This window comes from Pseudomonas sp. PS1(2021), from assembly GCF_020405165.1.
GTDB lineage: Bacteria > Pseudomonadota > Gammaproteobacteria > Pseudomonadales > Pseudomonadaceae > Pseudomonas > Pseudomonas aeruginosa.
Genome location: NZ_CP084484.1, coordinates 5,569,036 through 5,581,535 on the forward strand (window position 1 = coordinate 5,569,036; position 12,500 = coordinate 5,581,535).

Here is a 12,500-nt window from a genome sequence, read left to right on the forward strand (position 1 = left end):
CTTTGCGCCAGAACGAGGAACGCCCGATGAGCGAACAGGACGACAACCAGGAAGACGGCTTCGCCGAGGAAAAACTGATCCAGGCCATCGAGAACCAGATCGAAAGCGAGAATCCGCCGGCGGCACGCGCCGTGTTCAACAAGCTGACCCTGGTCGGCTACGAGCGCGACGAGGCGCTGGGCATGATGGCCTACGTGCTGGCCCACGAGATCAACGCCATGCTCGCCGCCGACCGCGCTTTCGACAGCGCCGGCTACGAGCATGCGCTGCGTGCCCTGCCGACGTTGCCGGACGACGAATGAGCGGAGCCGGGCCGACTGGTGCCGGCGAATGCCCCTCGTATCCATGCGGTTTTGTTTCGCCAAACGCCTGCCGCTCTGGTAGAAAGGTGGCGCCCACTCTCCGTGCCACCTGCTTTCGCGGAGCGATACCGGATGCGATCCTGGTTCCACTTCCTGCCCATCTGCCTGCTGCTGGCCCTTTCCGGCCCGGCAGCGGCCGTCCCGACAGAACCCCTGGTGCTCGGCGCCGAAGACGACTGGTATCCCTATACTGCCTACAAGGACGGCCGCATCCAGGGCATGAGCGCGGACATCGTGCGGGCCGCCTTCAGGGCTGCGGACACGCCGGTCCAGCTCAATCCCTACCCCTACTCCCGCTGCATGAAGCTGGCCCTGAAAGGCTTGATCGCCGGCTGCTTCAACACCTCGCCGAACCCGCACATCCTCGCCGACTACCGTCTGCCCCGGCATCCGTTGTTCCGCGCGGAGATCCAGCTCTGGGCGCGACGCGACGAAGCGCGGCCGGTGGATGCGGAGCAGGCGCTGAGCGGCCGGAAAGTCGCGGTGACCCTCGGCTATGAATACGGCGACGGCTTCGATCGCCGCCACGACCTGGTGCGCATCCCGGTACGCAAGGACTACTACGGTTTCCTCATGCTCCAGCGCGGCCGCGTCGACTACGCCCTGGCCTACCGCAATACGGCTCGCCAGTTGTTCAGCGAACATCCCGAACTGGAAGGCCAGTTCCAGCCGGTGGCCACGGTCCACCGCCCGGAGCTGTACCTGTCGTTCTCGCGCCGCCACCCGCAGGCCGAGCATCTGCTCGAACGCTTCGACCTCGGCATGCAGCGCATCCTCGCCAGCGGCGAGTACCAGAAGATCCTCGACGGCTGGAGCCAGGCCGCCGACGCTACGCCCTAGTCCAACTACACTCACCGGTGCTCAACACCGCAAGGAGCCGACATGGCCTTCACTCCCGAGCTGATCGACGAACTGGAACTGCTGGCGCTCTTCAACCTGAACAACACCCAGGAAGGACTCAAGGTCCATCACACCGCCGACGGCAAGGCCGTCGCCGCCGCCCGACGCCTGCACGACAAGGGGCTGATCGACCAGCCCGACGGCGGCTACCTGACCAGTCTGGGGCTGGACGCCGCGGAGCAGGCACAGGGCCTGCTGACCATCCTCAAGGGTTGACGGAAGCGGCCATCGCGACCTGCTCCCGACAGGCCGCGACGGTTGCCCCGGTTCGCGGTGCGGCGCTCAAGCCGCCGCGCTTCCGGGCGATACAATGGCATGACCGGAGCCAGGCACGGCGCCTGGCCTTGCCTGTGCCCGGACGCCCATGAACCGACACCCCGCACTCAGCCTCGATCTCGACGATGGCATCGACCGCAAGGTCCTCGGCCAGTTGCGCCAACGCTTCCTGGCGGTCAATGCCGGTCGCCTGCAACGCGCCCGGCAGGCGTTGTCCAGCCGCCAGGAGCGGGTCCTGCGCCTGCTACCGCTGCTGTTCCACATCAACCATCCGCTGCTGCCGGGCTACCTGTCGGCCAGCACGCCAGCGGGCCTGAGCGGTTTCGAGGCGGACGACGAAGTACTCGCCGAAGCCCAGCGCCTGGCCCGCTCGTTTGTCTACAAGCCACGCAGGCAGGAACCCGCACAGCAGCCGATCCACGGCCTGTTCCTGATGGGCAGCCTGGGGAGCCTGGCCCAGGAGGAACAGAGCGATCTCGACCTCTGGGTCTGCCATGCCCCAGAACTGGAGCCCGGCGCGCGCCAGGAGCTGCGCCGCAAGTGCGCGTTGATCGAGGACTGGGCGCGCAGCCAGGGCAGCGAGGTGCACTGTTTCCTGATCGACGTCGCACGTTTCGGCCAGGACGAACGCAAAGACTGGAAAGAGTCCGGCGGCGACGGCAATACCCAGCACTTCCTGCTGCTCGACGAGTTCTACCGTAGCGCGATCTGGCTCGGCGGACGCACCCCTCTATGGTGGCTGGTGCCGCCGGCCCATGAACGGCGCTACGACGAATACTGCCGGACCCTGCTCGGCAAACGCTTCATCCGCGCCGAAGAGGTGCTCGACCTCGGCCACCTGGCGCACATCCCCGCCCGGGAGTTCATCGGCGCCGGCCTCTGGCAGTTGTCCAAGGCCATCGATTCGCCCTACAAGTCGCTGCTCAAGCTGCTGCTCACCGAAGCCTACGCCAGCGAGCACCCGCGGGTCCGCTGCGTCGCCCTGCGCTTCAAGGAGCAGGTATTCGCCGGCCAGCTCGATCTCGACGAACTGGACCCCTACGTCCTGGTCTATCGCCATCTCGAACGCTACCTGCGGGAACAGCAGGCGCCGGAACGCCTGGAACTCGTGCGGCGCTGCCTGTACCTCAAGGTCGGGCGCAAGCTCGGCGGTCGCCAGCGCCAGGCGCAGAAGGGCTGGCAGCACCTGTCGATGGAGCGGCTCGTCGCGGAATGGCAATGGGAGCCTCGCCGCTTGGCCCTGCTCGACAGCCGCAGCCAGTGGAAGATGCGCCAGGTGATGGAAGAGCGTCGCACGGTGGTCAACGAACTGACCTACAGCTACCGCCTGCTGTTCCAGATCGCCCGCCAGCAAGGCGCTGACAGCGGCATCGACAGCCGTGACCTGGGCCTGCTCGGCCGCCGCCTGTATGCCGCCTTCGAGCGCAAGGCAGGCAAGGTGGAGAACATCAACCCAGGGATCGCCCCGGATCTCGGCGAAGACGTCCTGACCCTGGTCCAGCTGCCCGCCGACGACGACCGCGAGCAGGCGCAGTGGGCGATCTTCCCCGGTGCCCTGGGCGCTCACCAGTGGCCTGACTACGCGCCGCTGAAACGCAGCCTCAGGCTGGTCGAGCTGCTCGCCTGGTGCCATCGCAACGGCGTCATCGACAGCGCCACCCGGCTGTCCCTGCATCCCGGCCAGAGCGACCTCGGCGATGCCGAACTGGACAATCTCCTGGGCAGCCTGCGGCAGTTCCTGCCGGTCCCCCTGGCGACCGTGGACGACGCCGACCTGCTGCAACCGCGTCGGCTCAAGAGCGTCCTGCTGCTGGTCAACGTCGGTGTCGACCCGCTGCGCCACCACAGCCAGATGAACCTGCACATGGCTACCGGGCGTACCGACGTGCTCGGTTATGCCGGGGTGCGCGACAACCTGGTGCTGACCCTCGACCAGCTCAGCCTCAACAGCTGGAACGAACTGACGGTGCGCCATTACGCAGGCCCCCAGGCGCTGCCCGAGTGCCTTGCCGAGTTCCTCGACGCCGTCCGCGAAAAGCCCGGAAGCCCGCCGCAGCCGCCTGAACTGATGGTGCGCTGCTTCTGTCGCAACCGGGCCGCCGCCATCGCCGTGCGGGTCGAAGAGCTGTTCCGCGAGACCTACGGGCAACTGCTTGGCGGCCAGCCAAGCCGCTACCTGCTGCAGATCCGCCAGCAGTACCACCTGCTGGAAATGTCGCCGGAAGCGGTCAGCCACGAGAGCCTGCCCGACCTGCCGAGCCTGCTCCAGCACCTGGGCCGCGAGCGAGATGGCTACAGCGCCCTGAAGCTGGATCGTCACGCCCTGGAGGGCGAGGGCCTCGGGCTTATCCTGTCCATGGGGCGGCCGGACTGCATCCAGGTGTTCTACCGGCGCGACTTCGACAGCGCCGAGATCAGCCTGCTCGACGAACGCAACGCCCTCTGGCGCCAGCGCCAGGCATTGCGTGACGAACGCAGCCTGCTCGCACCGCTGCAGCGCTTCCTGCAATCGCTGCTGTACCGGCGCAACGCCCTGTCGCTGGCGGAACAGGTGCCGGCCGCGCTGGATATCCGCTACTACGAGTTGCTCTCCAACGACGGCAGAGTGCATGTCGAGCCTCGCGAGGCGCCGGAGGCCCTGGCCGGGCCCGCGCTGTACGAGCTACAGGCGCTACTCGAGCGCGGCGAACGCAAGCGCGTGCAGGTCACCCTGTACTGCGACCACCAGGAGTTTTCCGAACTGGAGTACGGCGCCGGCCTGTTCAAGGCGGTCGCCCGGCATATCCTGGCGCATCGCGCGGAAAGCGAACCCTACCCCTGCTACCTGACCGACCTCGACCTGTCGCGGCTGTTCGCCGACGAACAGCCGCAAACGCTGCACTATCTGCGTTATAAAAGCGTCCTGGAAACGGCGCTGAACCAGGCGCTGCTGGAACAATGACCCAGCGCCGCACCGCGCGGGGCTCGACAAGGACGTACGGATGGCACTCCTCGGTATTACCCTGCTCGCTGGCGCCGCATTCGTGGGCGGCTATCTCTACCGCCGCGGCCTGGATCGCCGGCGCTACCGCTTCATCCAGCAATTCCGCCTGCCGCCGCGGGTCGCCCAGGCGGTCCGCGAGCGCTATCCGCAGCTCAGCGAGGAACAGGTCCAACGGGTGCTCGGCGGCCTACGCGAATACCTGCTGCTATGCCGCGCCGCCGGCAAGCGGATGGTCGCGATGCCGTCCCAGGTGGTGGATGTCGCCTGGCACGAACTGATCCTGCATACCCGGCTCTACCAGCACGTCTGCCGCAAGGGACTCGGGCGCTTCCTCCACCATACGCCGGCCCAGGCGATGCGCAGCCCCCGACAGGCCCAGGAGGGCATCCAGCGCGCCTGGAAGCTGGCCTGCCGCCGCGAGGGCATCGACCCACTGAATCCCACGCGCCTACCGCTGCTGTTCGCCCTCGACACGGAACTGGCGATCGCCGACGGCTTCCGCTACGCCCTGAACTGCGCGCAGCGGCAAGACGGCGGCGCAGCGGTGTATTGCGCCAGCCATATCGGTTGCAGCAGCGGCTGCGCCAGCGATAGCGGCAGTACCTTCGGTTCGGACGGACAGGATTCGCGCCACGGCTGCGGCGGCGATAGCGGCGGAGACGGCGGCAGCGGTTGCGGGGGTGGAGGATGCGGGGGCGGTGGGGGCGACTGAGGGTCGCGAAGCCCGTCGCCGAATGGCGACGGGCGAAAACCGATCAGCGCGCGTAGTCGCCGGCGGCTTCCGGCTGGTATTCGATTTCCAGCAGGGTCAGCTTCAGCGTCTTGCCGCTCGGCGCCGGCCAGTCGATGGTCTGGCCGATGGTCAGGCCCAGCAGCGCGGTGCCCACCGGCGCGAGGATCGAGACCTTGCCTTCGCCGGCGACGTCTTCGGGATAGACCAGGGTCAGGGTGTACTCCTTGCCGCTGCTTTCCTCGCGGCAGCGCACGGTGGAGTTCATGGTCACGACGCCCGGCGGAATCTCGTCATGCCCCACCACCTGGGCGCGCGACAGTTCGGCCTCCAGCGCCTCGGCGGCGGGTCCGAATTCGTCCAGGCCATCCAGCAGGCGCTCCAGGCGCTGCAGGTCCAGACGAGTGATGGTGATCGGCGGCGTGCTCATGATCGCAGGCGTGCTCCTTGGTCCGGTTCGGTTGATCGATGAAAAGCAGGAATCGCAAAAAAGCAAAAACCCCGCCCGAAGGCGGGGTTTTCCCGGACACTAACACAGTCGCAGGAATTAGCAACATCCCCCCTATCAGGAGAGACGGCCCGCCAGCGACTGGCGTCGAGCGGCCTGTGACCTGATCTGCAAGCGGCGGGAATCGTCGGCCTTGCCCCACTCGCGGATTTCCGCCAGGGAACGTCCGCAGCCGACGCAAACGTCCGCATCGTCGAGGCAGCACAGGCGCCGGCAGGGCGAGGCCACCGCCGGCGGCGAAGCCTCAGAGGCCGGGGAACTCGACATCCTCGCCCCCCTGCTCCAGGGTCGCCCGGTTGAGCAGCGCGCCCAGCGGTTCCTGGCTGCCATCGTGGCGCCAGAGGCCGCTGGCCTCGTCGTAATCGAAGTGGAAGCCGCCCGACTTCGCCGCCACCCACAGCTGGCGCAACGGCGCCTGGCGGCTGAGGATCAGCTGCGAGCCGTTCTCGAAGCGTACGGTGAGCACGCCGCCGGCGTTCTCCAGGTCGAGGTCCAGGTCGCTGTCATCGAAGGCGTCTTCCACCTGCTGCTGGAGCGCATCGACCAGGTCGTGGAAACGCGCTTCATTCATCGTACTCATGCATTGCCTCGGCATTCGCTAACGGGAAAAAAGGCGGACGACTACCTTCGTCTTGCCCTATTCCGACAATTCTACGCTGGTATTGCCGTAGTCCGCGCTGTTTTGCCGCGACGCTCGCGGAAAACGCCGGCATCCCCTCTGCCGCAGGCCATTCCCCTGCAAGCCCCGGCACACCTGATCCGGCTCGCATAGGCAAGGCGCCGGGGGGTCGGTATACTCCGGAACAATTCACGTTTTCTACAAGGATTCCGTCATGAAGCGGCTGTTCCTGTCCTTCGTCGCGCTCGCCCTCCTCGCCGGCTCCATCGCCGCCTGCGGCCAGAAAGGCCCGCTGTACCTGCCGGACGACGAAAAAGCCAAGAAAGAACACAGCAAAGACCGCTACGGTTTCTGAGAGAGCGCCCATGGACACATTCAGTTACCGCGACGGTGAGCTGTTCGCGGAAGGGGTGGCGCTTTCCCGCATCGCCGAGCGTTTCGGCACGCCCACCTACGTCTATTCCCGCGCACACATCGAGGCCCAGTACCGCGCCTATGCCGATGCCCTCGCCGGCATGCCGCATCTGGTCTGCTTCGCGGTCAAGGCCAACTCCAACCTCGGGGTGCTGAATGTGCTGGCGCGCCTCGGCGCCGGTTTCGACATCGTTTCCCGCGGTGAGCTGGAGCGTGTCCTGGCCGCCGGCGGCGATCCGGCCAAGGTGGTGTTCTCCGGCGTCGGCAAGACCCGCGACGACATGCGCCGCGCCCTGGAAGTCGGCGTGCACTGCTTCAACGTCGAGTCCGGCGAAGAGCTGGAGCGCCTGCAACGGGTAGCTGCGGAACTCGGCGTGAAAGCGCCGGTATCGCTGCGGGTCAACCCGGACGTGGACGCCCAGACCCACCCCTATATCTCCACCGGCCTGAAAGAGAACAAGTTCGGCATCGCCATCGACGAGGCCGAGGCGGTCTACGCCCGCGCCGCCGAGCTTGACCACCTGGAGGTGATCGGCGTCGACTGCCACATCGGCTCGCAGTTGACCCAGCTGGAGCCCTTCCTCGACGCCCTCGAGCGCCTGCTCGGGCTGGTCGACCGCCTGGCCGGCAAAGGCATCGGCATTCGCCACCTGGACCTCGGTGGTGGCCTCGGGGTGCGCTACCGCGACGAACAGCCGCCGCTGGCCGGCGACTACATCCGCGCCATCCGCGAGCGCCTGCACGGCCGCGACCTGACCCTGGTGTTCGAGCCGGGCCGGTCCATCGTCGCCAACGCCGGCGTGCTGCTGACCCGTGTCGAGTACCTCAAGCACACCGAGCACAAGGATTTCGCCATCGTCGACGCGGCGATGAACGACCTGATCCGCCCGGCTCTCTACCAGGCCTGGATGGACGTGCAGGCGGTACGCCCGCGCGACGCCGCGCCGCGCCGCTACGACCTGGTCGGGCCGATCTGCGAGACCGGTGACTTCCTCGCCAAGGATCGCGACCTGGCGCTCGCCGAAGGCGACCTCCTGGCGGTGCGCTCGGCCGGCGCCTACGGCTTCGTCATGAGCTCGAACTACAACACCCGCGGCCGCGCCGCCGAGGTGCTGGTGGATGGCGAGCAGACCCACGAGGTCCGTCGCCGCGAGACCGTCCAAGAGCTCTACGCCGGCGAAAGCCTGCTGCCGCAGTGAGGCCCAGACCATGCTTTTGCGCTTCACCAAGATGCATGGCCTGGGCAACGACTTCATGGTCCTCGACCTGGTCAGCCAGCACGCCCATGTGCAGCCCAAGCACGTCAAGCTCTGGGGCGACCGCAACACCGGAATCGGCTTCGACCAGTTGCTGATCGTCGAAGCCCCGAGCAGCCCCGACGTCGACTTCCGCTACCGGATCTTCAACGCCGACGGCTCCGAGGTCGAGCAGTGCGGCAACGGCGCTCGCTGCTTCGCCCGCTTCGTTCAGGACAAGCGCCTGACGGTGAAGAAGAGCATCCGCGTAGAAACCAAGGGCGGCATCATCGAGCTGAATATCCGCCCGGACGGCCAGGTCACGGTGGACATGGGTCCGCCGCGCCTGGCCCCGGCCGAGATACCGTTCCAGGCCGAGCGCGAAGCCTTGTCCTATGAGATAGAGGTGAATGGCCAGCGCGTCGAACTGGCCGCGGTATCCATGGGCAATCCCCATGGCGTGCTGCGCGTCGAGAACGTCGACAGCGCACCGGTACACAGCCTCGGTCCGCAACTGGAAGTCCATCCGCGCTTCCCGAAGAAGGCCAACATCGGCTTCCTCCAGGTGCTCGATCCGCACCATGCGCGCCTGCGCGTCTGGGAGCGCGGCGTCGGCGAGACCCAAGCCTGCGGCACCGGCGCCTGCGCCGCGGCGGTTGCCGGGATTCGCCAGGGCTGGCTGCAATCGCCGGTGCAGATCGACCTCCCCGGCGGCCGCCTGCACATCGAGTGGGCAGGTCCCGGCCAGCCCGTTATGATGACCGGGCCTGCCGTCCGCGTGTATGAAGGCCAGGTCCGCCTGTAAGGGCCGTCGCCCGCGAGAACCGAGACGCTTATGACCGAGAAAAGCCAGGAACCGACAGCAGCGCTGGACGCCGAGCAGGTGGCCGCCTATCTGAGCCAGCACCCGGAGTTCTTCGTCGAGCATGACGAGCTGATCCCCGAGTTGCGCATCCCACACCAGCCCGGCGACGCAGTGTCGCTGGTGGAGCGCCAGGTACGCCTGCTGCGCGAGCGCAACATCGAGATGCGCCACCGACTCTCGCAACTGATGGACGTGGCCCGCGAGAACGACCGCCTGTTCGACAAGACCCGCCGCCTGGTCCTCGACCTGCTCGACGCCACCAGCCTGGAAGACGTGGTCAGTACCGTCGAGGACAGCCTGCGCCACGAGTTCCAGGTGCCCTACGTGAGCCTGATCCTGTTCAGCGACAGTAGCGTCTCGGTGGGCCGCTCGGTGAGCAGCGCGGAGGCGCACCAGGCCATCGGCGGCCTGCTCTCCGGCGGCAAGACCGTCTGCGGCGTGCTGCGTCCGCACGAACTGGCGTTTCTCTTCGGCGAGAGCGACCGCGACGAGATCGGCTCCGCAGCGGTGGTCTCCCTGAGTTTCCAGGGCCTGCACGGCGTGCTCGCCATCGGCAGTCCCGATCCGCAGCATTACAAGAGTTCCCTCGGCACCCTGTTCCTCGGCTACGTCGCCGAGGTCCTGGCCCGCGTGCTGCCGCGTTTCTCCTCGCCGCTGCGCTCGGTCCGCTGAGCGCGGCGGGCGGTCCGAGATGCGCGCCGACCTGGATGCCTTCCTCGAACATCTGCGCAGCGAGCGCCAGGTCTCCGCGCACACCCTCGACGGCTACCGCCGCGACCTGCTGAAGATCCTCGCCCTCGCCGAAAAGGCCGGGCTCTCCGACTGGAACGCCCTCGACACCCGCAGCCTGCGCACCTTCGTCGCCCGCCTGCACCAGCAGGGCCAGTCCAGCCGCAGCCTGGCACGGCTGCTCTCGGCGACGCGCGGCCTCTACCAGTACCTGCTACGCGAAGGGCGCTGCCGGCACGACCCTGCCAACGGCCTGAGCGCGCCGAAGAGTCCGCGCAAGCTGCCCAGGACCCTCGACGCCGACCGCGCCCTGCAATTGCTCGACGGTGCCGTGGAGGATGACTTCATCGCCCGCCGCGACCAGGCCCTGCTGGAGCTGTTCTATTCCTCCGGGCTGCGCCTCTCGGAACTGGTCGGCCTCGATCTCGAATGGCTGGACCTCAAGGAAGGCCTGGTGCGAGTGCGCGGCAAGGGCAACAAGGTCCGCGAGCTGCCGGTCGGCAAGGCCGCGCGCCAGGCGCTCGAAGCCTGGCTGCCGCTGCGCACCCAGGCCGCTCCGGAAGACGGTGCGGTGTTCATCGGCCGCAGCGGCAAGCGCCTGACGCCACGGGCGATCCAGCTGCGGGTGCGCCAGGCCGGCGTCCGCGAGCTGGGCCAGCACCTGCACCCGCACATGCTGCGGCACTCCTTCGCCAGCCATCTGCTGGAGTCGTCCGGCGACCTGCGCGCCGTGCAGGAACTGCTCGGCCACGCCGACATCGCCACGACCCAGATCTATACCCACCTGGACTTCCAGCACCTGGCCTCGGTCTACGACCGCGCCCATCCCCGCGCCAAGCGCAAGGGCAACGCCGATGGAGGCAACGACCCATGAGCAGCCTGCGACTGATCACCTTCGACCTCGACGACACCCTGTGGGACGTCGCCCCGGTGATGAACAACGCCGAGGCCCTGCTCCGCGAATGGCTGGCGAGCAACGCCGCGCGCCTGGGTCCGGTACCCATCGAGCACCTGTGGGCGATCCGCACCCGCCTGCTGGATCGTGAGCCGATGCTGCGCCACCGTCTCAGCGAGCTGCGCCGGCGCATCCTGTTCCATGCCCTGCTCGACGCCGGTTATCCACAGGCGGAGGCGGAAAGCCTGGCCGAGGCCGGTTTCCAGGTATTCCTCGAAGCGCGCCACCGGGTCACTCTGTTTCCCGAGGTCCACCCGACCCTGGAGATCCTCGCCGACCGCTTCACCCTCGGCGTGCTCACCAACGGCAACGCCGACGTGCGCCGCCTGGGCCTGGCCGACTACTTCCGGTTCGCCCTCTGCGCCGAGGAACTGGGCGTCGGCAAGCCCGACCCGACGCCATTCCGTGAAGCCCTGAAGCGCGCCGGCGTCGAGGCCTCGGCAGCGATACACATCGGCGACCACCCCAGCGACGACATCGCCGGAGCGCGCCGCGCCGGCATGCGTGCCATCTGGTTCAACCCAAGCGGCAAGCCCTGGGCCGGGGAGGAAGAGCCGAGCGCGGAGATCCGCAACCTCGCCGAGCTGCCGGCCCTGCTCGCCCGCCTGCAATGACGGACCGGGCCCCCGGTCGCGGGTAGCGCCTAGGCACGCGAAGCGCTGGCCTTTATGCGCCCGACCCCGCGCAAGATGGAAAACGCCACCGCAACGGCAGCCAACGTCAGCGACACGCCGAAAAGCAGCAACGCCGTCGACGCACCGAAGCGATCCGCGATCAACCCGGTGAAGATCACCGGCAGGCTGAAGCCGAGGTAGGCCAACAGGAAGTAGCCCGCGCTGGCCCGCGGCTTTTCCGCACCGGCCAGGACATTCACCGCCGACAGCCCGCCCAGGTAGGTGAAGCCGTAGCAGGAACTGCTCGCGCCCAGCGCACCGAACAGCACCGCAGCCAGTGAGCCGTGGATCGCGCCCCAGGCCAGCAGGGCATAGCTCGGCGGCAGGATCACCAGCCCCAGGCAGGTCGCCGAGGCCGGCGCCATCCGCCGCGCCAGCGGCTGGAACAGCAGGCCGCAGCTGATCACGGTGAAGGTCGAGAAGCCCGACCAGCGCGCCAGCCCGTGGGCCGCCAGCAGCGAAGGCAGGACCGCGATGACCAGACCCACAGTGGCCCATGCCAGCAGGATCGAGAGGCCGTACGGCAGGCTGCCGGCGGGAAAGAACGGCAGCCGCAGCATCGGCGTATCGCGCCCGCGCGGCGCCTCGTCCGGCAGGCCCGCCACCGCCGCCAGGGCCACGCAGGCCAGTCCCAGCTGGACCCAGAAGCTGCCGGGCACCAGGCTCTCCCGGAACAGCAGGAACAGACTGGTCAGTGCCGCGCCGAGGCCGAAGCCGAGCGAGGTGCTGGCGGTCACCCAGTTGGCCGAGGTGCGAGAATCCCCGCCCGCGATCAGTTCGCTCATGTAGGCCGTCCCGGTGGCCGATGCCAGGGCCGTGCCGACGCCGAGCAACAGGCGCGCCACGCCGAGCGCCTCCAGGCGCGGCCAGAGCGCCATCACCAGGGTGGCCACCATCGACAGCAGCACCGCGACGACGATCGGCGGCTTGCGCCCGATCCGATCGGACAACCCGCCGAGTACCAGCAGCACCGGCAGTACGCCGAGCACATAGCCGGAGAAAGCGCTGGCGGTAGCTGCCGCGCCGTAGCCGGAAAGCTCCGCGTAGGCGGTGTACAGCGGCGCCTGGAGGTTCACCGCCAAGGTGATCAGGCACAGGCCGAAGGCCAGGCATGCGGCGTGGCGACGGGTATTGCTCATGCGTTTCTCCGTTCAAGGGCCTGCCGCGGCAGAGCGGTGGGCATTGGCTAGCCCGCGAGAAGAGGCGTCGACTATCCGGCGCGGCGGCGCTACGGAACAAGTAACAGCTGT

At 67.9% G+C, this 12,500-nt stretch carries 15 protein-coding genes; 11 read left to right on the top strand and 4 right to left on the bottom strand.

Features of this window, described 5'->3' with window-relative positions:
- Positions 1-26 precede the first annotated feature (26 nt).
- The 5 genes from LE197_RS26525 (at position 27) to LE197_RS26545 (ending at position 5,233) form a co-directional block, all read left to right on the top strand.
- The gene (locus tag LE197_RS26525; RefSeq protein WP_003114340.1) at positions 27-302 is read left to right on the top strand and encodes a hypothetical protein; all 276 of its coding nucleotides are present in this window, start codon (positions 27-29) and stop codon (positions 300-302) included.
- A gap of 132 nt (positions 303-434) precedes the next feature.
- Positions 435-1,202, top strand: a complete 768-nt coding sequence (locus LE197_RS26530; RefSeq protein ID WP_010792978.1) for a substrate-binding periplasmic protein — start codon at positions 435-437, stop codon at positions 1,200-1,202.
- Between the two features lie 42 nt (positions 1,203-1,244).
- On the top strand, positions 1,245-1,478 hold the full coding sequence (locus LE197_RS26535; RefSeq protein ID WP_003096418.1) for a TIGR02647 family protein: 234 nt from the start codon (positions 1,245-1,247) through the stop codon (positions 1,476-1,478).
- A 148-nt stretch (positions 1,479-1,626) separates the two neighbouring features.
- Positions 1,627-4,479: a class I adenylate cyclase gene (locus tag LE197_RS26540; RefSeq protein ID WP_023108880.1), complete on the top strand. Its 2,853-nt coding sequence runs from the start codon at positions 1,627-1,629 to the stop codon at positions 4,477-4,479.
- Positions 4,480-4,519: 40 nt separating this feature from the next.
- Positions 4,520-5,233 (top strand): glycine-rich domain-containing protein, encoded by a 714-nt coding sequence (locus LE197_RS26545; RefSeq protein ID WP_003118053.1) that lies wholly within the window; start codon positions 4,520-4,522, stop codon positions 5,231-5,233.
- A 43-nt stretch (positions 5,234-5,276) separates the two neighbouring features.
- Here LE197_RS26545 and rnk read toward each other — a convergent pair whose 3' ends face one another.
- The 3 genes from rnk to cyaY form a co-directional block, all read right to left on the bottom strand.
- Complete coding sequence (gene rnk / locus LE197_RS26550) at positions 5,277-5,681, bottom strand: nucleoside diphosphate kinase regulator (RefSeq protein WP_003096424.1); 405 nt, start codon at positions 5,679-5,681, stop codon at positions 5,277-5,279.
- 135 nt (positions 5,682-5,816) lie between these two features.
- Positions 5,817-6,026, bottom strand: a complete 210-nt coding sequence (locus LE197_RS26555) for a DUF1289 domain-containing protein (protein ID WP_003161172.1) — start codon at positions 6,024-6,026, stop codon at positions 5,817-5,819.
- Positions 6,004-6,339 (bottom strand): iron donor protein CyaY, encoded by a 336-nt coding sequence (gene cyaY, locus LE197_RS26560; RefSeq protein ID WP_003121284.1) that lies wholly within the window; start codon positions 6,337-6,339, stop codon positions 6,004-6,006. The genes LE197_RS26555 and cyaY overlap by 23 nt, the downstream gene beginning before the upstream one ends.
- Positions 6,340-6,592: 253 nt before the next feature.
- Between cyaY and lptM the strand changes: the two genes are divergently transcribed.
- The 6 genes from lptM to LE197_RS26590 are packed head-to-tail and all read left to right on the top strand — an operon-like array spanning position 6,593 to position 11,190.
- Complete coding sequence (gene lptM, locus LE197_RS26565) at positions 6,593-6,733, top strand: LPS translocon maturation chaperone LptM (RefSeq protein ID WP_003096430.1); 141 nt, start codon at positions 6,593-6,595, stop codon at positions 6,731-6,733.
- Positions 6,734-6,743: 10 nt separating this feature from the next.
- On the top strand, positions 6,744-7,991 hold the full coding sequence (gene lysA / locus LE197_RS26570) for a diaminopimelate decarboxylase (protein ID WP_003118055.1): 1,248 nt from the start codon (positions 6,744-6,746) through the stop codon (positions 7,989-7,991).
- Positions 7,992-8,001: 10 nt separating this feature from the next.
- Positions 8,002-8,832 carry a diaminopimelate epimerase gene (gene dapF, locus LE197_RS26575; RefSeq protein ID WP_003114344.1) on the top strand — a complete coding sequence of 277 codons (831 nt, stop codon included), beginning with the start codon at positions 8,002-8,004 and terminating at the stop codon, positions 8,830-8,832.
- Between the two features lie 30 nt (positions 8,833-8,862).
- Positions 8,863-9,564, top strand: coding sequence for a DUF484 family protein (locus LE197_RS26580; RefSeq protein WP_003096433.1), 702 nt, complete (start codon positions 8,863-8,865; stop codon positions 9,562-9,564).
- A gap of 19 nt (positions 9,565-9,583) precedes the next feature.
- Positions 9,584-10,495: a tyrosine recombinase XerC gene (gene xerC / locus LE197_RS26585; RefSeq protein ID WP_003114345.1), complete on the top strand. Its 912-nt coding sequence runs from the start codon at positions 9,584-9,586 to the stop codon at positions 10,493-10,495.
- Complete coding sequence (locus LE197_RS26590) at positions 10,492-11,190, top strand: HAD family hydrolase (RefSeq protein WP_016254039.1); 699 nt, start codon at positions 10,492-10,494, stop codon at positions 11,188-11,190. Before xerC ends, LE197_RS26590 begins: the two co-directional genes overlap by 4 nt.
- 29 nt (positions 11,191-11,219) lie before the next feature.
- Here LE197_RS26590 and LE197_RS26595 read toward each other — a convergent pair whose 3' ends face one another.
- A complete protein-coding gene (locus tag LE197_RS26595) occupies positions 11,220-12,389 on the bottom strand; it encodes an MFS transporter (RefSeq protein ID WP_023108881.1) in 1,170 nt (389 codons plus the stop codon).
- Between the last annotated feature and the right edge of the window lie 111 nt (positions 12,390-12,500).